The sequence below is a fragment of the Desulfovibrio sp. 86 genome (assembly GCF_902702915.1).
Lineage (GTDB): Bacteria > Desulfobacterota > Desulfovibrionia > Desulfovibrionales > Desulfovibrionaceae > Desulfovibrio.
In genome coordinates this window covers 3398211-3417379 of sequence record NZ_LR738849.1, presented here as the reverse complement: position 1 = coordinate 3417379, position 19169 = coordinate 3398211, and the positions used below count along the sequence as shown (strand labels likewise).

The 19169-nt window shown below is 54.2% G+C and carries 16 protein-coding genes and 1 tRNA gene; 11 read left to right on the top strand and 6 right to left on the bottom strand.

All coding sequences use genetic code 11. The annotated features are described in order from the left end of the window. Positions 1–202 precede the first annotated feature (202 nt). Positions 203–1501, bottom strand: a complete 1299-nt coding sequence (locus DESU86_RS14120; protein ID WP_179981602.1) for an SLC13 family permease — start codon at positions 1499–1501, stop codon at positions 203–205. Between the two features lie 102 nt (positions 1502–1603). On the opposite strand from DESU86_RS14120, the gene DESU86_RS14115 reads away from it, so the two are divergent. Beyond that, positions 1604–1759, top strand: coding sequence for a hypothetical protein (locus DESU86_RS14115; protein ID WP_179981601.1), 156 nt, complete (start codon positions 1604–1606; stop codon positions 1757–1759). Positions 1760–2301: 542 nt separating this feature from the next. After that, complete coding sequence (locus DESU86_RS14110) at positions 2302–3135, top strand: hypothetical protein (RefSeq protein ID WP_179981600.1); 834 nt, start codon at positions 2302–2304, stop codon at positions 3133–3135. 413 nt (positions 3136–3548) lie between these two features. Here DESU86_RS14110 and DESU86_RS14105 read toward each other — a convergent pair. Beyond that, positions 3549–3626: transfer RNA gene (locus DESU86_RS14105), tRNA-Pro, on the bottom strand. Positions 3627–3755: 129 nt separating this feature from the next. Between DESU86_RS14105 and DESU86_RS14100 the strand changes: the two genes are divergently transcribed. The 9 genes from DESU86_RS14100 to DESU86_RS14060 all read left to right on the top strand — a co-directional run bounded on the left by DESU86_RS14100 (position 3756) and on the right by DESU86_RS14060 (position 15077). After that, positions 3756–4829, top strand: a complete 1074-nt coding sequence (locus DESU86_RS14100; RefSeq protein ID WP_179981599.1) for a protein-glutamate methylesterase/protein-glutamine glutaminase — start codon at positions 3756–3758, stop codon at positions 4827–4829. Between the two features lie 26 nt (positions 4830–4855). Continuing rightward, positions 4856–6787 (top strand): HEAT repeat domain-containing protein, encoded by a 1932-nt coding sequence (locus DESU86_RS14095; RefSeq protein WP_179981598.1) that lies wholly within the window; start codon positions 4856–4858, stop codon positions 6785–6787. A gap of 719 nt (positions 6788–7506) precedes the next feature. Continuing rightward, the gene (locus DESU86_RS14575; RefSeq protein ID WP_232088431.1) at positions 7507–8379 is read left to right on the top strand and encodes a CheR family methyltransferase; all 873 of its coding nucleotides are present in this window, start codon (positions 7507–7509) and stop codon (positions 8377–8379) included. Between the two features lie 7 nt (positions 8380–8386). Further along, positions 8387–9163: a ParA family protein gene (locus DESU86_RS14085; protein ID WP_179981596.1), complete on the top strand. Its 777-nt coding sequence runs from the start codon at positions 8387–8389 to the stop codon at positions 9161–9163. After that, a complete protein-coding gene (locus DESU86_RS14080) occupies positions 9157–9873 on the top strand; it encodes a chemotaxis protein CheW (protein ID WP_179981595.1) in 717 nt (238 codons plus the stop codon). The genes DESU86_RS14085 and DESU86_RS14080 overlap by 7 nt, the downstream gene beginning before the upstream one ends. A gap of 231 nt (positions 9874–10104) precedes the next feature. Then, positions 10105–10473, top strand: a complete 369-nt coding sequence (locus DESU86_RS14075; protein ID WP_012625008.1) for a response regulator — start codon at positions 10105–10107, stop codon at positions 10471–10473. 62 nt (positions 10474–10535) lie between these two features. Next, positions 10536–13622 carry a chemotaxis protein CheA gene (locus tag DESU86_RS14070; protein WP_179981594.1) on the top strand — a complete coding sequence of 1029 codons (3087 nt, stop codon included), beginning with the start codon at positions 10536–10538 and terminating at the stop codon, positions 13620–13622. A 211-nt stretch (positions 13623–13833) separates the two neighbouring features. Beyond that, complete coding sequence (gene rpmB, locus DESU86_RS14065) at positions 13834–14043, top strand: 50S ribosomal protein L28 (RefSeq protein ID WP_179981593.1); 210 nt, start codon at positions 13834–13836, stop codon at positions 14041–14043. A gap of 56 nt (positions 14044–14099) precedes the next feature. Continuing rightward, the gene (locus DESU86_RS14060; protein WP_179981592.1) at positions 14100–15077 is read left to right on the top strand and encodes a rhomboid family intramembrane serine protease; all 978 of its coding nucleotides are present in this window, start codon (positions 14100–14102) and stop codon (positions 15075–15077) included. 499 nt (positions 15078–15576) lie between these two features. On the opposite strand, the gene DESU86_RS14055 is transcribed toward DESU86_RS14060, so the two are convergent. The 4 genes from DESU86_RS14055 to DESU86_RS14040 all read right to left on the bottom strand — a co-directional run bounded on the left by DESU86_RS14055 (position 15577) and on the right by DESU86_RS14040 (position 19168). Next, positions 15577–15765: a rubredoxin gene (locus DESU86_RS14055; protein WP_179981591.1), complete on the bottom strand. Its 189-nt coding sequence runs from the start codon at positions 15763–15765 to the stop codon at positions 15577–15579. A 23-nt stretch (positions 15766–15788) separates the two neighbouring features. Further along, positions 15789–16325 carry a bacterioferritin gene (locus tag DESU86_RS14050; RefSeq protein ID WP_179981590.1) on the bottom strand — a complete coding sequence of 179 codons (537 nt, stop codon included), beginning with the start codon at positions 16323–16325 and terminating at the stop codon, positions 15789–15791. Between the two features lie 239 nt (positions 16326–16564). Further along, positions 16565–16987 carry a Fur family transcriptional regulator gene (locus DESU86_RS14045; RefSeq protein WP_232088384.1) on the bottom strand — a complete coding sequence of 141 codons (423 nt, stop codon included), beginning with the start codon at positions 16985–16987 and terminating at the stop codon, positions 16565–16567. A gap of 1137 nt (positions 16988–18124) precedes the next feature. Next, on the bottom strand, positions 18125–19168 hold the full coding sequence (locus DESU86_RS14040; protein WP_179981589.1) for a glucokinase: 1044 nt from the start codon (positions 19166–19168) through the stop codon (positions 18125–18127). Position 19169 lies beyond the last annotated feature (1 nt).

Below are 19169 nucleotides of genomic sequence, written 5' to 3'. Positions count from 1 at the left end.
ATCAATTGGGCTGCTGCCCTGCCCCTTCGACGTAACGTGAGCATAGGTTGCCGCCGTGGTCTGAATGCTCGAATGGCCCATCCGCGCCACGGCAGCGGCACGGTTTCGGGCAATTTCGCCCGCGCAACCGGGCCACGATCCTGTGGCAACTGCCCCATAAGAAAGGACCGTTGGCCTCATCAGAGGCGTTCAGTGCGGTTGCTCAGTGCGGAATCTGGCCCAGCAGCTTGAACCAGACATAGTCGAGCGGCACCAGCATCAGGAAGGTGGTCGCTGCCAGCGCCAGGCAAAGTCGAATGCCATCCCTGGCGGGCACCTGCCCCATGCCCATTGCAACGACAATGGGGGATGCCTGGTAAGGAAGCAACGGCGTGGCATAGCCGATGACCTGCACCATGAGCACGGTCAGCAAAGGCAGACCGGAGGCATCTGACAGGGACTGCGCAAGGGGAGTGAACAAGGCTGGTACGCCATTGGCAGTAACGGTGAAGTTTAATGCGCTGGTCAGCGCGACCAAGGCTCCGAAGTTGCTGGCCGGGCTGGACGGATCGAGCGGAAGCCTGTGCAGCAACCACGTGCCCATGATGGCTCCCAGCCCGGAATAGTTCACGAACGCGGCCAGCCCCAGGATACCGGCAATATAGAGACAGGTGCGGATGTTGACTCCAGCGGCAAACTCGTCGCCAGTCAGAAAGCCAATGCGGGGCAACACGCAAACGCAGGCGGCCGCCAAGCCTATCCAGGCTGGCGAGATGCCATGCACGGCATCGGTTATCCACAGCGCCAACGTCGCAAGCAGCAGGACACTCAGGCGTTTTTCGGCAGGACTCAGCGGTTGGGAGGGCCCAGATGCCGCAATTTTTCGCGGCTTTGCGGGAAACAGCAGACACAGCCAGCCCACAAGCGCGAGCCCTTTGAGCAGGCCGAGTACAGGCGCATGCAGCAGCAGGTAGGGCAGGTAGGAAAGGTGGATGCCATACGCGCTTTCGGCTGCACCAGCCATGATGAGGTTGGGCACATTGGCGGGCAGGATGCTGGCAGACAGTTGGAAGGTGCCGAAGCCGACCGCCAATGCCAGTGCCGTGCGTCCGCGACTGCCCTCTACCAGTCCAGAGCGGTCGGCCAGAGCAAGGACAATGGGCATCAGCAAGGCGATGCGCCCCATGTTGGAAGGCATGATGAAGGCCAGAGCATAGGTGAGCAGCACCACGCCCCCGACCATATGGAGCCATGAGCCTGTCAACCGGCTCGCCAGACTGCGGGCGATGCGGTCCGCCAAACCGACCTTGCGGATAGTAACGCCAAGGACAAAGCCACTGAGCACCAGCCAGAACGCGCCCGAAGAAAATCCCGAGAACAACACGTCGGGCGGGGCCAGATGCAAGATGGCGGCGGTTGCAAAAAACAGTAAAGCGACGAGGTATTCCGGCAGCCTCGCCGTGGCCCAAAGCCCGATCGTGGCGGTGACGATGCCCGCACCTATCCATGCTTCTGCCGCCATTGCGTCTCCTGCTTGTTATATTTTTACGAAGGATGACTGACGAATGTATTCTGATGGCGCCTTATATTTTCATGGGCTCCTTGTTGGAAACGAAAGATTGTCATGGTCAGACGGGATATTGCCGCCCTCGGCCTGTTTCCCCACATCGCCAATGCCGACAGCAGCACGGGCGGAACGGTTCGCGCGCAACGGCATTGGCTACGGCTCGCACAGCTGCGCTGCATGATGCCTGTGCCTACACCCGTGTTGCCGGGCTGACGCCTGTCAGGCATGTCTTCCTCCCCACGCCCGCAAGCCGCTGGCGCTTGCACACGCTCACACGACACACTGACGGTTGTCCCAATGCTTGCCGTGTGGATGCGGAACAGCACCATGCCCACGCGATCGTCCCGCAGAGTCATATGGGGCAAGTGTGTCTTGAACGGCTGCTGCTTAGGGCATGGAAAAACATATCAGCAAAGACATGCTGTGGGAATAGATACAGCAGACAAAGAACGGATCAATGTCGATGTGTTTCTTGCACCACTCCTCCGCCCAGACAGAGGATAACAACTTATTCACTCCACCATGCTGCACAAAATTCCTTGGCATGAATGGAATACAGATCATCCGTTCAGATTCTGGTCAGATTCTGGAGTGTGTTCCCGGAAAATATGGGCCATAGTGTCAAGCTGATTGGGTACTGGCAAAAATGCAAACGGAACAACGACCTCCTGATCATCCAGGATTGCAGACCAGATGGCGAAAGGCTATGTTCTAAATATCAATGCCACCTGATAAGGGAGACACAAGACGGAATCATGAGTACACACACACAAAACAAAGCCGTTTCCAGCGCGGAAACCCGGCGGGGCCCGGAGTACACCGCCACTCCTCATTCACGCTCGCATAATATAGAAACGACTCAGGATCGGGTGACGTGGTCACTATTTATGAAAGCGGCCCTGCTTGTAGTAGGTATCTGGTCCGCTTCTGCCCTGGGTTTATATTTGTTCGCCTCAGATTTCAGTAAATCCGGCACATTCGGCGACTCTTTCGGAGTGCTGAACACGCTGTTTTCCGGCCTGGCTTTCGCTGGGATTATCGTTTCAATAAAAATGCAGAATGATGAAATGCGCGAACAACGCAAGGAGCTGCAAAAACAGAAGAAAAATGCCTTGTTATACCACAGGGAAAGAATGTTTCTTCTGCTGATGGATGAATTCAAAAAATCAAGGGAACATCGCTACACTGTTGCCGACGTACGCCGCATTATCTATGACTGCCTTGGTTACGATGTGGGCAGTCCGGATCAAGATTCACCCGTGCCAGCGCTTATTGATGAGGTGGAAGGCGTGCTTGCGGGCAACCGATCCGAAACGCCCCTGCTGCAAACCCTGTCACGCCGTGTGTTTCGGCACGAGATGTGTGAAGTGTTCCTTAAAACTTTTCACCAGGCTGCGGAAAGCGTAAAAAAATTCGATTCTGCCAACAGGGGAGAATATTACGATATTGTTTGCAACAGCATGTCAGATCCGGAAGAAGCCTTGCTGTTCCTCTGCTTTGTGGCACGTTATGGTGCGCAAACCCAGCAAAACCCTCAGGCAATGAAATTGTTCGACAGCTTTGACGAAATCAAGGGCAAACTGCTCTAGTCAGCCGCCGGAGCTCTTTTAAGCCATAAGCGGCACATAACCGCTACCTTGTCCACACGCCCACGCGAAACAAAAAATAATTATTTCTGCTTTTACAAAATAAAAAAATGAACCGCAGCGGCCGCAGGTGATTTTTTGCGGCACAAAGAAGTTCATTTTATAATTTTGCGCAATAAAGCAGCGTGTTGCTAGTAGCTCTGAAATGGAAAGCCCCGGGGATACCGGGGCAATCAGGGAATGTAGAAGCAGTTGTTGAGGCACTATGCAGGATGACGGCATCGTTGTCAACATAGTACACCAGTTGTAAGCAACAACCATATTGAGGGCAGGCCTTGTCTGTGAAAGCAAAGAACCACCCAGTACCCCGATAAAAAAAGGGGCCACAGATGTTATCTGTAACCCCTTGATTTTACTGGTCGGGATGGCGCGATTTGAACGCGCGGCCTCAGCGTCCCGAACGCTGCGCTCTAGCCAAGCTGAGCCACATCCCGTTGAGAAAGGGAACATATGCGAGACGTTGAATTTTGGCAAGCCATTTTTTATTTGTAAAAAAATTAGGGCTGACGTAATATAACATCCGTCCTTAGAAGGACAAATTCTTTGCGGAGCGAACGACCTGTATGACCCGTGTTCTCGTGGTGGACGATTCAACCTTCATGCGCAACGCTATTGTCTCTCTTTTGGAGCAGGACCCGGAAATCAAGGTTGTCGGTACTGCCAGAGATGGGCTGGAAGCTCTGCAAAAAGCCGAAGAGCTTGATGCGGACGTCATGACGCTTGATGTGGAAATGCCTCGCCTTGACGGCCTTGGAACGCTGCAGCGCCTTATGAAGACTACGCCCATGCCCGTGCTCATGATCAGTTCGCTGACAGAAAGCGGTGCTGAAAGCACTCTCAAGGCTCTGGAATACGGGGCGCTGGACTTCATACCCAAGAACATGAGCAATGACCGTGATTCTTTCGGGTCGGAACTGCGCCGCAAAGTAACGGCGCTGGCCCGGCGTAAGGCCATCATCCGTCTCAAATACCGCCGCATCAACAATATTGCCATGCCGGCTTCCCCCCTGCCGCGAATGCAGCATTCACAACCGGCGGACTATGTTCAGACGCCCTGCCATGGACCACGCGACCTCGTTGTCGTGGGCGTTTCCACGGGGGGGCCGCCAGTGGTTCAAAAGATCCTGTCAGCCCTGCCTGCAGATATGCCAGCCTGCATCCTTGTGGCGCAACACATGCCTGCCGCCTTTACAGGCCCTTTTGCCAAAAGGCTCGACAGTGTTTGCAACATACGCGTCACCGAGGCAGTGGATGGAGACCGCATAAAAAACGGGCATGCCTACGTCTGCCCTGGCGGCAAGCATATAAGCGTGCGCATGCGCGGCCCCCTGCCTGAAGTCGCCATCACCGAAGAACCCCGTGACGCGCTGTACAAGCCCACCGTCAACCTGCTTATGGAAAGCGCCGGAAAAAACATGGGCCGCCGCACCTTGGGCGTCATGCTCACCGGCATGGGTTCGGACGGATGTGAAGGCGCAAAAATTTTGAGAGAAAAAGGCGGCTGCCTCATTGCCCAAAATGAGGCTTCATGCGTGGTATATGGCATGCCCAAGGCTGTCATTGATGCCAAATTGGCCAATCAGATTCTTGATGCAGATGATATCGCCCAAGCCATCATGACAATTGTCAAGGGCTGACCAGTAGCGCAGCAGGAAGCACTATTATGGAAAATTCGCTCGACACGGCTCCGCAAGTACTTGAAGCACTGCAGTCAGACGACAGCGCCACTATTCGCGGTGCCGCTTTCAATGCTGGCGACATGGCCCTGCTTGAAGCTATCCCTTTGCTCTGCTCGCTTGTCAAAAGCAGCAATATCGGCATACAGGAAGCGGCAGAATACGCCTTGCGCAAAATTCGAGGCCCCCAGGTAGTGGCTGCCCTGCTGCCCTTGCTGCGTAGCGATGAAGCCCCTGTGCGCAATGTGGCCATGGATATTTTGCGTGAAATCGGCAGTGACAGCATTGAAAGCATGCAGCCGTATCTTCAGGATGAAGACCCGGATCTGCGCATATTTATAGCCGACATTCTCGGATACAGCCCGACGCACCAGGCTGTTCTGCTTCTTTCAAAAGCTCTGCTTAAAGATCCGGAAGTAAACGTACGCTATCAGGCGGCCGTGAGTTTGGGCAACCTTGCTTTTCCCGAGGCAGTTCCCTCTCTGTGCCAGGCCATGCACGATGAAGAATGGGTGCAGTTCGCGGTGGTGGAAGCCCTGGCGAAAATCAAGGATCCTTCCGCTGCCAATGGGCTTGTAAAGCTGCTGCCGCAGGCGTCGCCACTGGTATGCTCCGCCATCATTGACGCTCTGGGCGATATGGGGGATGTAAAAGCCATACCGCTTCTTTTCAGCTCACTTGAAAATGTCGGCGTGCCTCTTCGGCATAAAATCGTCAAAGCCATCGTACAGATTCTGAGCGTGCGCTCCCTGTCGTTGCTGGCCGCCAAGTCACAAGAACGCTTGCGCGCCTATCTGCTTGAGGCGCTCGCCGATAATGATGAGGACATTCTGTTGGCCGCGCTGCAAGGCTTGAGCGCCATTGGCAACGAAGACTCCACCAAGGCTATCATCAATCTGGCCGTAGGCCTTGATGCGGAGCGGCAGCCCGAACTTTATGAGGCTGCCATACATGCCATTGCTTCCCTTGGGTACAACAACATGCTCCGTGACGCCCTGCGTAGCGAAGATGAAAAGCGTATTGCCGTGGCAATGGAAGCCTGTCGGCTTCTAAAGGATCAAAGTCCGGTTGAGGAGCTTAAAAACATCTTCTGGCGGGTAAGTCCAGAACTGCGACGGGAAGCTGTGGCCGAGCTCGCGCAGATGGGCACATGCACGGATACTCCGTTCTTTCTCTCCATTATCGAACACTCTGACGACCCGGAAGTTTTAAAGAGCGCGCTGGTGTTTTTCGGTAATCAGCATGGTTGCCCTGAAGTGGAAGACATCGTTTTTGCCCAGCTTGACCATCGATATGTTGATGTGCAGGAAATGGCTCTTGAAGCATGCATCAATCTTCACAGCCCCAAACTCAACAGCCAGTTTAAAATCAGGGCGCGCAGCGAAGACCCCATGCAGCGCATGATGGCCATCTACGCTCTTGGCCGCTATAGCGTCACTGAAAATCTTGATGAAATACTGCAGGCTCTTGAAGACCCCTCGCCCCGTGTGCGACAGGTTGCCATCGAGGCCTTTCAAAATCTGGGGGCACAGGCTGAAGACTTTTTGCCCCACTTTTTGCCCCGCCTGATTGATGAAGACAAGGACGTGCGGATCGCCCTGGTGGACCTGCTTGGTCAGATAGGGACGCCAGCAGTCATGCCGCACCTTGTCTCTGCCCTTGCCGACGAGAATGACTGGGTCAAAATCAGAGCGATTGAAGCCCTGGGCGTACACAAACTTGCCGATGCTGTTCCCTACCTGACTCAACTGTTTGAAACAGCCAGTCCCATGGTTTCTTACAAGATTATTGAAGCCTTGGGAATGATCGGCGGCAATGTGGCCTTCAGTGTGCTTCTTGGCTTGATGAACAGTGAAGACCAGGAATTACAGCACGCTGCGGCTGAAGCGGTGGCAGCCATCCAGGCCGAACAGGAGTAGCCATGTCACAGCCTCCGACCTTTTTTCCCCACGGCGCGCAAAATAAAAACGCCAACGATACAGAAAATCGCGGAACGTCCACTTCCACGGCTCCATCCGCGACGGGCAAGCCCCCTAGCCAGCCTGGGGCTTTTTCGCGTCCGGCTGACGAACAAACGTCACGCCCTGGCGCAGGTCTGACACCGCCGCAACCGACATCAGCTTTCAAACCCTCAGGATATGCCCCGCGCCCCACAGACCCCGCCGCGTCCCCGGCGCGGCCCGCTTTTGGCAACAACACGGGAAGCAGCCCCTTCAGTTCCGGGGGCACTACGCCTAACCAGCCTTCTGCATTTGGCGGCGCAACCTCTCCCTATGTTGGCCAGTCTGGCCTGGGACAACCCAATCTGGGGCAGTCCAACTGGACGTCTCCCTTGCGCCAGACAGCCCAGACGCCGCCCGGAACCTCGGTTTCCAGCCCCTTTGCCGCAAAAGACGCCGCTGCGCAAAAACCTCCCTTCGGGGCGCAGCAGGCACCCTCTTTCGGCGCGACCGGCTCAAGCCTTTTTCCGTCAGCAGGCGCGGCGGCCAACAAAACCAGCGCTTTCCAGCCCGGGGCCAATACGACGCCGCAGGCGGCAGTGCCGCCAAAGCCCTCTCTTTTCCGCACACAGCCAGGCACGCCTTTGCGTCAACCCCTCACCCCAAGTTCGGCCTTTCGCACGCCTACTCCTGCTGTTGTGAACACAAAGGCTGCTTCGCCCTTTCGCAAGGACTTGCAGATTTCAGATGAGGAATTTTTGCAGCTTCGCGATTTTATTTACCAGCAATGCGGCATTTTTATCGCCGAAAACCGCAAATATCTGGTTGAAAACCGTCTTTCCAACCGCATTAAAGATCTGAATCTCAAAAGTTACAACGAATACTACAATTTCCTTCGGTTTGATGCCAGTAGGAAGACTGAATTAAATAAGCTCTTTGAGGTTGTTACCACCAACGAAACCAGTTTTTACCGCAATCCGCCGCAACTGGAAGTTTTTCAAAAAAACGTGCTGCCCGAGATACTGGATCAATGCCGCCAAAAAGGCCAAAAAAAATTGCGTATTTGGTCGGCAGGTTGTTCCACAGGTGAAGAGCCCTATACCCTCGCTATCATTCTTCATGAAGTTCTCAGAAGTGAAATCCATAGCTGGGACATCAAAATAACGGCCAACGACCTTTCTGAAGCCGTACTTGCTGCCGCAAGGCGTGGCATCTACAGCGAGTACGCATTGCGCACCACGCCAAAATCCATTGTCGACACCTACTTTGTTAAAGAGGACAACGTCTACAAGATCAAGCCCGAACTGAAAAACCTCGTTTCTTTTGGGCAGATAAATCTTAGCGACAAAGAACAGTTGAAGCGTGTTGATAAATCGCAGATCGTTTTTTGCCGTAATGTCATTATTTACTTTGACGATGAAATGAAGCGCAAAGTCATCAATGCCTTCTATGACAATCTGGAGGTCAATGGCGCATTGCTCATCGGCCATTCAGAGTCGCTGCACAATATCAGCCGTGCGTTCCAGCTGGAGCATTTCAAAGGCACCATCGTCTACCGCAAGCTGGCTTAGGCGCGACATGTGCGCCAAAATCCTGGCTGTTGCCAATCAGAAAGGAGGCGTGGGAAAAACCACAACCGCTGTAACTCTGGGTTGTGCGCTGGTGCGGGCGGGGAAAAAAGTCCTGTTGCTGGATCTCGATCCGCACGCCTGTGCAACCCTGCATGCCAGAATATATCCAGAGGACGTGCGTTACAGCCTGCATGACCTTTTTATGGCCTCCGAAGAAAGCTGGCCCGCACTGTGGCCGCTTTTGCTGCGCTCCCAGGCATTGCACGGTATGGATATGGCCCCTGGCAGCATTCGCCTGTCGGAGCTTGAAGTTGATTTTAAAGACAGAAGCGCCAAAGGCAGCATACTGGGCAGAAGCCTGGAGGCCGTGCGCAGAAATTATGATTTTATTATTCTGGATTGCCCGCCCCATGTAGGTATACTTCTTGTGAACGCACTGGTGGCGGCTGACTTGCTGATAATTCCGATACAGACAGATTTTTTGGCGCTGCACGGTTTGAAACTGCTGTTTGACACGCTGCATACACTGAACAAGGCACTGGGCAGACCCATTCTCTACCGGGCCCTGCCCACCATGTATGACAAGCGCGCCAAAGCATGCACCAGGGTACTGGAGCTTTTGCAGCAAAAAATGGAGCACGCCATGTTCAACTCCATTATTGGCATTGACACACGTTTTCGTGAGGCCAGCGCACAGGGATGCAGCATCTATGACATTGATCAGCATTCGCGAGGGGCGCGCTGCTATGAAGCTCTTGCGCAGGAAGTGTTGCAGCTATGGTAAAAACGCCTGAAGAATATTTCTCTGGTCAGAGCTTTACCCCGCCGGGCATGGCAGGGGCATCGTCTGCGCTCAGCGCCGCTGAGCAGGCTTTTGTTCAAAAGTATCTTGGCGTTGATGCGCTGGCGGATATGTCCATATACTCCCCCGATGCCGCAGGGTCAGCGCCGGACGCCGCTCTGGGCAGTATATCCGCCCCCGGCTTAGAGGGACGTGAGGATCATGCAGTACGTCCCACGCAGGCCGCAGTCAGTTTAAAAACGCAATTGACCACACTGCCCACAGTGCAGATGGTATCGTTCTATGTGCGTGAACAGATTTTTCTTCTGCCGGTTTGCGTGATTATTGAAGTGTTGCGTCATATGCCGCTCACACGACTGCCCATGGCTCCGTCCTTTGTGGCTGGCGTCGTCAACCTGCGGGGGCGCGTCACCCCTCTGCTGCACCTTGATGCCCTGCTGACCCTTGATCAGCAGCATCGTTACACACCCGGAAGTTTCATTGTGGTGTGCGGCAGTGATGAAATGCAGCTTGGCCTTATCGTTGATAAGATTCATACTATGTATATGCTGGATCAGGCCAAGATAAACTGGAATGCCGAGGCCCAACTGGGGGCCAGCGCAGACCTGCTTTGCGGACTTGCCGAAGTGAATGACCACCTGCACGGCATTGTTGACCCACAAATGATCGTGGAAAAGCTGCTTGAAGCTTAATCCACAGAATTTGTAATAAAATTGTACCGTTGCAAAAAGTATGAATAACCTCTAAACAGTTCGCATCAATATGATGTGTGGCAAGCTTTTGAGTGCTCTTTCAGGGCTCAGCCCTTTATAATGGCGCGCATTCTTTGTGTGCGCGGCTGCTTTCAGCATAATCGGACAATCGAACGCCCAGGTTTTCCCGATAAGGCGGCAGTCAACATCTGACGGACAGGAACGGATATTATGAAAAAACATATCATGGTCGTCGATGACTCAAAGACCATCCGTAATCTGGTGGCCTTTGTGCTAAAAGGAGAAGGCTTTAAGGTCAGTACCGCTGAAGACGGCCTTGATGCCATTGAAAAGCTGTACAGCCTGGACCCCGTTGATTTGATCGTCTCCGATGTCAATATGCCTCGCATGGATGGATTCACCTTCATTAAAACCATCCGCGCTCAGGACGCTTACAAGGACATCCCCATTATTGTTCTTTCAACGGAAGGACAGGAAAAGGATATACAGACCGGCATGAGCCTTGGGGCAAATCTTTATATGGTCAAGCCCGCCCAGCCCGAAAAAATGGTCCGTAATATAAAGATGCTCTTGGGTTAGCCGATAAGAAAGACAATATTGCCCGTCTGGGTACAGCGCTTTCAGTCAAGCAGGTATGGGGTATGAGCCAAGATTTTTTTGACCCAGAATTATTCGCCGATTTTATTGCAGAAGCCAAAGAGCATCTTGAGACCATTGAGCCCAATCTTTTGGAGCTTGAGAAGGCCCCAGGAAACTTGGCCCTGCTCAATGATATTTTTCGGCCCATGCATTCCCTCAAGGGTGCTTCAGGCTTTCTTGGGCTAAACCGCATCAATCAGCTTGCCCACAAGGCTGAAAATATTCTTGACGAACTGCGCAAAGGCAGCATGGTGGTTACATCGGAAATTATGGATGTCATTTTGGCTTCCACCGATGCCCTGCGCCAGATGATCGACAACCTTGAAGCCAACAACTCTGAAGGAGAGGTTGAAACCGGACATATTATGGCGCAGATCGACGCCATTATGGCTGGCGACAGCCCCGCTCTGAACCCGCCCGTTGCCGCCGCCCCTGTCGAAACAGTTGCCGAAACCGTTGCCGCCCCTGTGGTCGCGGATGTTCAGGCACAAGGTGCCCTGCCGGCTGAAACCGGTGTTGAGGGGGCTTCCGCATCGGAATTGCCTCAGGACGTCCAGGCTGATTCCGCTTCCGCGCCCGACAATGCCAGCGGCATGTCCGGCAAAGAATGGGTGGGCACATTGCCTGAGCACGAGCCCTATGCCCTCACTGCCTTCGGCGAAGGGCATCTTAAAGATTTCATTGATGAATCCATCGAGATCATAGAAAATCTCACCAATGGGCTTCTGGAGCTTGAAGAAAATCCCACGGGTCAGAATGATCTGGTCAATGACCTTTTCCGCTTTTTCCACAATATGAAGGGCAACAGCGGCATTATTGGCTATAATGAGCTCAATGCGCTGACCCATGAAGCGGAAACCCTGCTTAACAACGTGCGGCAGGGCAAGATAACGCCGACCCACGATCTTATCGACCTGCTCCTGCTGGTTGTGGATGTAATGGAAGCCCTGGTTCGCAATATCGATATTCCTTCCGGACAGGCCACCCCCTTTGAAACCGATGCCGTGGTACGTCAGCTACAGGCTGCCCTGGCAGGCGGCCCCATTGCCTTGCCGGAAGAATTGCTGGCGGCGCAAGGGCGCGCCCATATGCCTGCTGAAGAACCCAGGGATTCCGGAACAGAGGCGGCTGATCAGGCATCTTCTGTTGAGGTGGTCACCCCCACAATCATTCCGGTCGGTTCCGAAAGCGACGACACGGAAGCTTTCCGCGTTACCGTGCAACAGCAGATTGAAATCATACACGCCGCGCTGGAAACACTCAAAAAAAACGGCAGTCACAAAGACTCCATCGACGCCCTGTTCCGTTGCCTTGTGGCCATAAAGAACGCCTGCGCCTTTGTGGGACTTGCCGACATTAAAACCTACGCGGAACGCACCGCTGGCATCGTTGACCAGGGGCGCATCAGTGACATCGATTTTGGCCTTATGATCGACCTGCTCAGCCAGGAAGTCAGTATCATTGAAGATATGATCCACCAGGCGCTGGCGGAGGGCAAAGTTGCGGCGGACGTCTGCTCCAGCGCTGAAAAAGCGGTGGATGAAAAAGACGAAACTGATAGCCCAGTTCAGGCTCCTGGCGCCGACCATGCCCAGCCCAAAACATTCGCAATGGTCGCCAGCGCCGCCCCGGCCCAGGCATCTCAGCCCGTCGCAAGTCGGGAAGGGCAAAACCTCGCCGTAAAACCTGCGGCTGCTGCACCCCCCGTGGCCCCTGCCTCCCCAGCCAGAACGGCCGCCCCGGCCGCGCAGCCTGCTCCTGCGGCCGCCATGGCGCGCCCGGCTGCGCCCCAGACCAAGGGTGCTGCGCCTGCTGCTGAAAATCACAAGAGTTCCTCGACCATACGAGTGGATCACGAGCGCCTCGACCACCTCATGAACCTTATTGGCGAACTGATTATCAATCGTAACCGCTACACCCTCATTGCCCGTTCTCTTGAAGACAGCAGCGAAAAGGTGGACATCTCGCACGTGGCGCAGAGCCTTTCTGAAACCACCTATGCCATGGCGCGCATTTCTGACGATCTGCAAGACACCATCATGAAAGTGCGCATGGTTCCGGTTTCTTCAGTGTTTTCACGCTTCCCCCGCCTCGTGCGCGACCTTTCGCGCAAAAGCGGAAAAGAAGTGGACCTGATCATGGAAGGCGAGGAAACAGAACTGGACAAAAGCGTGGTGGAAGTTATCGGGGACCCGCTGGTTCACCTTATCCGTAACTCTGTGGATCACGGCATTGAACCTGAGGATGTGCGCATTGCCGCAGGCAAGCCCCCCAAGGGCAAGGTCACGTTGCGTGCCTTCCATAAGGGCAATTCCGTTGCCATTGAAATTGAAGATGACGGCAAGGGCATAGATCCGGTCAAGATGCGCGAAATCGCCGTACGCAAGGGGCTGATTACCGCAGATGAAGCCGCCCAGCTTGACGACCGTGAGGCAATAGAACTCATTTTCGCGCCTGGCTTCTCCTCCGCCGACCAAATCACGGACATTTCCGGCCGAGGCGTCGGTATGGACGTTGTGCGTACCAATATCAAGAACCTCAAGGGCAGCGTCAGCACGCACTCCGAGGTCGGCAAGGGAACGCGCTTCACCCTCAGCCTGCCGCTGACCCTGGCCATTATCGATGCCCTTATGGTTAATGTTTCCGGTCAGATGTACGCCATCCCCCTGGACGCGGTATCTGAAACCACAAAGATTGAAGCCCATCGCCTTACCGACGTAAAGGGCCGCAAAGCCGTCACCTTGCGCGGTGAGGTACTAGGCATTGTTGAAATGGCGGAAATGCTTGGACTGCCCCGAGCCAGCGATCCCCTCCCCGAGGTGCTTTCCGTTGTGGTCATTCACGATAATGACCGCCGCCTTGGCCTGGTTGTGGACAGGTTGCTGGAACGGCAGGAAATAGTCATCAAGCCCCTTGGAGCCTATCTTGGGGACCTCAAGGGCATTTCCGGCGCGACCATTATGGGCGACGGGTCTGTTATCCTGATTCTGGATCCACATGAAATCTATCTGATGGCCACATCCAAGGCGGCGTCCATGGCTCCTCCGGCAGGAGATAACAAACAGTCCGCTTCATCAGCCAGAGTTTGACAGGTATATGGTGCAGAGAAATTCTCCTGATAACGGCACCACACCATTGTGCGCATCGGTTTCGAGAAAATTTCTTGCCTTTTAGTGCTGCATCAGCTATAGCACTTCTTCGCGCGGTTACGCCCACTCATACGCTGAACATCTTCCGGCGCAGGGCCTTGTTTTTGCCGCATGTGAAGTGAACAACTTTTTTGCATATACGGAGGATAGTATGAGCAAGGAATGCATTTTCTGCGGCAAAAAGCCCCAGGTTGGTAATCTCGTCAGCCATTCCAACATCAAGACCAAGCGTCGCTTCAACCCCAACCTCCAGCGCGTTCGGCACCAGTTCGCCGATGGCAGCGTGCGGACCCTTACCGTCTGCACCCGTTGCATCCGTTCTGGCGTGGTGTCCAAGCCCCTGGTTCGCAAGCAGGGTTAGCACCTTTTTTCGCATCTGAGGCCCCGTCAGTTTTCTGTCGGGGCCTTTTTTGCTATATGCCGCCGATTTTTTCGCGCGCTGCAAAGCCCACCAGCGGGCGCTGGCTCATTCGCAGAAGGCCCAACAGCTTGCCACGGTTCTGGCGGAATATCAGCCAGGCCAGTGGTGTGGACAATTACGTGCGCTTTCGCGACTGGCTGCTGGTGCTCAATGCCCGCGCCATTCCTCACAAAACAGTCTCATTGTCGGGCAGGGAACAAATTTATGTTCCTCCCCTGCTCGAAGGCATTGCCCTGGCGGAGCTTGGCGAGTTTTCTGCTGAAAGCAGCAGGCCTGCGCCAGTTTCAAAGCCTTTGCGCATGCACAGGCATTATGCCTTTGCCGCGCTTTTTCTTTTGCCCCTGCTTGTATGGCATGGCTGGCGCGTGGACTGGTGGCCAGCACCCCGGTTTTTGCCTCCGCCTGAAACATGGTCAGGGGCAGGCATGCTTGATAATGTTCTTGTACGCATCTACGGACAATGGTACCGACTGGCCACCGCACTGACCCTGCATGCAGGGCTGACGCATTTGTGCGGCAACATGGCCTTTGGCGCCATCTTCCTCCCCTTGCTTGCCCGGCTCACCGGGATAGGTCGCGCCCTGTGGCTTACTGTGGCCGGCGGCATCCTGGGCAACGGACTGACAGTGCTTTTTCGCCCACGCCTGGTCACAAGCATGGGTTTTTCCACCGCACTCTTTGCCGCAGTGGGGGCATTGGCCGGTTTTATGGCCCTGCAACACAGCCAACGCGGCAAGGCCATCCTGCCAATCGCGGCGGGAATCGCCATCTTGGCCATGCTCGGCACTGAAGGCGAACGCACTGACTACGCTGCGCATATCGCAGGCCTTTGCAGCGGCATGGCCTTGGGCGCATGGGAAGCCTGGCGCCTGGGCAAAAACTGGCCCGCCCTTCCTCAACTGCTGGCCGGAGCATTGGCCGTAGCGGTTCCCGTCCTGGCATGGTATTGGGCCTTTGCCGTACTTCGGGGCTGATCCCCTAGAGCATTTTCGCACTGAGAATATCCGTTCTCGCGGTAGCCGTTGCCCGCTCCTGCGGACTTGCCTGAACCGTTGGCGGGAACCGCCTTACGGGGCAGGACAGCATCGCTACGGATGGCGACAGCGATTGTATGGAACAAGCTGTGTCGTTACGCCTGCTGTCTTCGCGGCAGTCGTTGGCGAGTCTGCGAGCCTTACGAATGGCCACAGCGATTGGTTAATAGAACGAACAGCCTGCTGATGGCTGTCGCAAACCGCATTTTTCGGCTTAATGAAAACTTTGAAATGTGAAGCATTTCAAAGTTAATCTCTGCTCTAGGCGCTGCGCGCTCAATCGGCTACCGCCATAATAGTATGCGGCCAGCTCTCCCAATGGAAAAAGCTGGCCGCGAACGTGTGGCCTCAGGGTCGTTTTACCTGCCGGTTTGTGGGGGCAGCCTATCGGCCGGAGTTATTCTACAATTAATGGCTTGCACCGATCCGGCGACGATGCCTAGGCTTCGTCGCTCAACCTGCGAAAGCTTTTTTTACCCGCACCGCAAACCGGGCAATGCCAATCATCCGGCAAATCTTCAAACTTGGTTCCCGCCGGAATCTTGTGGCGCTTGTCACCGCGATCGGGGTCATATACGTAACCACAGTTCACCATCTGGCAACGCCACATGTCATGAGGATCAGCCATGGTGCCTCCATTGTAAGCAATTATTAGGCAGCCGGAGTCCCGGTAACAAATCCCTTGCTTGAGGTTCCGGTAGTCGAGGGCGTGCCGGCAATCTTGGCAAGATAGGTGTCGCCCAACTTGGCTATGTGGTTGCCAATATTTTCGTAATACGTCAGATGAGCCTGTTCTTCATCAATAATGCGCTCAAATAGACGCGCAGAGACGATGTCGCCCTGCTCCTTACAGACTGCAAGGAACTGGCTGTATGCCTCAATGGTTGCATCTTCCTGATTTACGTCACTTTCATAGATTGCGGGCACGTCCTGTCCGGTAACGACTTTGCCCTCTTTATTGGTTGTGGGCTCACCACCCAACTCTTTGATGCGTTCGGCAAAATTTTCAGCGTGGCGCATTTCATCAATGGCGATAAGTTTCATGTTCGCAGCCAGTTCCCCATAGTCCATGTCGTCCAGGCTATAATGCTGGTTCATGTATTGGTGAATGGCGTGCAGCTCCAGGGCGCGAGCTTTGTTAAGAACCTCAATCACCTTGGCCTTACGGTTTTCTTTATTTTCTGCCATTCGGATACTCCTTGATGTTAAGCAGGTATGGAATATTTATAAACCGACTTGAATAAACACACAAGCCGGACGGGCTAGGGAATGCGTAACAAGGCAAGGGTGTAAGAAGACAAGAATTGCCTGTTACGGTACGTTCTCTTATCCCGTACTATAGTATATAAAATTTGCCCGCCTTGAGGCAACTCCTCAAAGCGGGCAAATTTTATTCGCCTGAACGGCGAAAAAACAGCGAAGGTTTCCTAATGACTGGTACTGCGAATGCGGCCAGCGCATTCTTTGCAAATTCCGTCATATTCGATCCGCGAATTCAGAATGCTTGAAAAGCCTTCAACACTCAGGCCCGCCACTGAAGGCGCCTCTCGCGGTTCCATCACGTCGCCGATGCGGCCGCACTGGATGCAACGCACATGCTGGTGCCGAGAAATGTCGCCGTCAAAACGCTTTGTGGAACCAGCCGCTTCAAGACGACGGATCTCACCACTATCCGCCAAAAAGTCCAGATTGCGGTACACGGTTCCCAAGCTGATGCGGGGCAAGCGTTCACGCACGATGCTGTAAAGCTCATCCGCTGTTGGGTGCGTTTTTGTTTTACGCAGTTCTTCCAAAATCACCGCGCGCTGCCGGGTCATTCTTGTTTGAATTTGAGCCATATCAGTCTCCATTTGTTTGAGCCATATCAGTCTCCATTTGATAGTAAAAATTACTGTTACCGCAGGATGCTGTCAAGCCCATTTCACCCAGAAAGCGTTTTTTTTGCTGTCTGGGTCCAATAAGCAGAATGGCCGGATCTATGGCTTGAATTGAACCGAGATCAAGGAACGAGGTTCACGGTCACGCTGCTACGCGGTTGTCTTGAGCGAAAAAGCCTGAGCCCTACACATGCGACCGTATGTCTTCTGGAGCCGCGCCCTTGAGCAAAGCTCCCATCATGTGACTGCCATTATTAAAAAGGCCGCAAATACGAAGCCTTAATCAAATAGCGCAACACATACGCCGACATGACGGTATGATGTTTTTACCCTAGTGTAACCTGCAGTGATATTGTTTGAATTTGGACACAGAACCCTTAACAAAGCGCAATGTTGTCGCACAGCGCCCCGTTTCCCCCACCTTCATCCACAGCCTCAACCCGAAGCGTAACCAATGAACTGTAGCCACCCTGGCGTCTTGATACGCACCCGCAGGCAACCGTGCCCAAACCGTATCATAGCCAGGGTCAGCATTGCTTCGGCTGGAAGCCTTCACATTCTCCTTCATTCTCCGTTGAGACATGGAACCAAAGGCCCCAGTTCCAAAAGTCCGCAGATATCTTGCAAGCGGCATAGATCGGTACGGATCTACGCTTCTCCCGCCTGGTATTCTGGCAAAATACGCCCGGTTGCCCCCGGTCGTTTTCCAGCGACAAGACACCCAGTAGGCTCCGAAAAGAATACTGCCGGCCTGTCGTCTCACGCGCCATATCGATCGCCTGGCCATGGTTCATTTTGGGCATTCACCCAAAACTACTCCGGGCCAAGAGATAACCAACGCAACAATACTCAGTCCGGACGTAGCTTTACCGTGATGCGGCGTAGAATACGAGCCACAAAATTCGGCATTGCTGCTTCGTCCTGCACTTCCACTGCTGTTTGTGAATCAAAGGAGTATGGTAAGTTATAAAACTTCCATCATGAGGTCAAGCATGGAGGGCCAGACAAACTGCAGTATTCGCAATTTTCAAGGCAATAACGTGTATTATTTGAAATTTTATTTTTGTCCATATGCGCATAACTGTGCCATATGCTGTAAAACACATCCTGCTACAGCGGTACACTTGTATGTGTATGCCCATATTTCCGCAACAGGGTCTGTCCGGCAAAGGCCGCCCCCCAAAGCCCACTGTCTGTATCTGTGACAAGATACAGAGGAATGTGCTGTAAAAGAGACCGCGTAGCCTCAGAAGAAGCATACAGACTTTCAAGAAATGTTGGGCTGGTGACACAAAGCGGATTGGCGGCGGCTACTCCACCCGCTATCCACAAACCACCCCTGCAAAGAGTAGAGAGCATCCAGCCCCTGCAAAAACGGCCCAAAAAGCGGGCATACCACTGAAGGGTTGGCGTATCACACGAAAGTGCGCGCTCGCCGACTTGTCGTGGCTGAAAAAACTGTCCAGTAAGATAATAGTGCAGGATGGAGAGACCATCGCCACAAAGAACATTTTCGGCGCTGACAAAAGGCCGCCCCAGCTCTCTGCACAAAAAGCGCCTGAATTCCTGTTCTTCGTCCTCCAAAAAAGCAAAGGCGGCATGCCCGGCCTCGCTGGGCACAGGCAGCCACTCATCAGTTCCGACAGGCAGGAGGCTGGCAGCGCCAAGTCCTGTTCCCGCGCCGACAACCGAACGTGCCTCCCTGTGACTCTGTTCGTCTGCGCCACTGCCCCCAGTGGATTTCGACGAGGCTCCCACAGCGGCGCTCCGCCCTTTGGCAGGGCCCGCCACATGTAAGGCCGAAATTCCCGGTGGGGTCAGCGTGGCGTAAGCCTGGAGGGTAAAGTCATTGAGGAGCAGGCACCGAACGGCTTGGCACGCTGGCATGTCTTCAATATTTATGTACAGACTGCCATTGGTAAGGCGTCCCCGCAGCCGGTCCACAGGCCCGGCCAATCCCACCACAATGGCATCGGCGCTTTCAACAGGCTGAGACAGCGTGTCTGACAATGCGGCAAACAGCGACTCTCTACTGGTCAATATTTTGGAATCAATGCGTGTTGCCACTTCCAGGGACAGCCTGTCATTCTCAAGGCAGAAACTGGCGAACCGACAGTTTGTGCCACCAACATCAGCTACGAGTATCCTCTGCATG

Coding starts and splice junctions, on each gene's coding strand:
- DESU86_RS14120 (WP_179981602.1), bottom strand. CDS start 1,501: ATGGCGGCAGAAGCATGGATAGGTGCGGGCATCGTCACCGCCACGATC.
- DESU86_RS14115 (WP_179981601.1), top strand. CDS start 1,604: ATGGTCAGACGGGATATTGCCGCCCTCGGCCTGTTTCCCCACATCGCC.
- DESU86_RS14110 (WP_179981600.1), top strand. CDS start 2,302: ATGAGTACACACACACAAAACAAAGCCGTTTCCAGCGCGGAAACCCGG.
- DESU86_RS14100 (WP_179981599.1), top strand. CDS start 3,756: ATGACCCGTGTTCTCGTGGTGGACGATTCAACCTTCATGCGCAACGCT.
- DESU86_RS14095 (WP_179981598.1), top strand. CDS start 4,856: ATGGAAAATTCGCTCGACACGGCTCCGCAAGTACTTGAAGCACTGCAG.
- DESU86_RS14085 (WP_179981596.1), top strand. CDS start 8,387: ATGTGCGCCAAAATCCTGGCTGTTGCCAATCAGAAAGGAGGCGTGGGA.
- DESU86_RS14080 (WP_179981595.1), top strand. CDS start 9,157: ATGGTAAAAACGCCTGAAGAATATTTCTCTGGTCAGAGCTTTACCCCG.
- DESU86_RS14075 (WP_012625008.1), top strand. CDS start 10,105: ATGAAAAAACATATCATGGTCGTCGATGACTCAAAGACCATCCGTAAT.
- DESU86_RS14070 (WP_179981594.1), top strand. CDS start 10,536: ATGAGCCAAGATTTTTTTGACCCAGAATTATTCGCCGATTTTATTGCA.
- rpmB (WP_179981593.1), top strand. CDS start 13,834: ATGAGCAAGGAATGCATTTTCTGCGGCAAAAAGCCCCAGGTTGGTAAT.
- DESU86_RS14060 (WP_179981592.1), top strand. CDS start 14,100: ATGCCGCCGATTTTTTCGCGCGCTGCAAAGCCCACCAGCGGGCGCTGG.
- DESU86_RS14055 (WP_179981591.1), bottom strand. CDS start 15,765: ATGGCTGATCCTCATGACATGTGGCGTTGCCAGATGGTGAACTGTGGT.
- DESU86_RS14050 (WP_179981590.1), bottom strand. CDS start 16,325: ATGGCAGAAAATAAAGAAAACCGTAAGGCCAAGGTGATTGAGGTTCTT.
- DESU86_RS14045 (WP_232088384.1), bottom strand. CDS start 16,987: ATGGAGACTGATATGGCTCAAATTCAAACAAGAATGACCCGGCAGCGC.
- DESU86_RS14040 (WP_179981589.1), bottom strand. CDS start 19,168: ATGCAGAGGATACTCGTAGCTGATGTTGGTGGCACAAACTGTCGGTTC.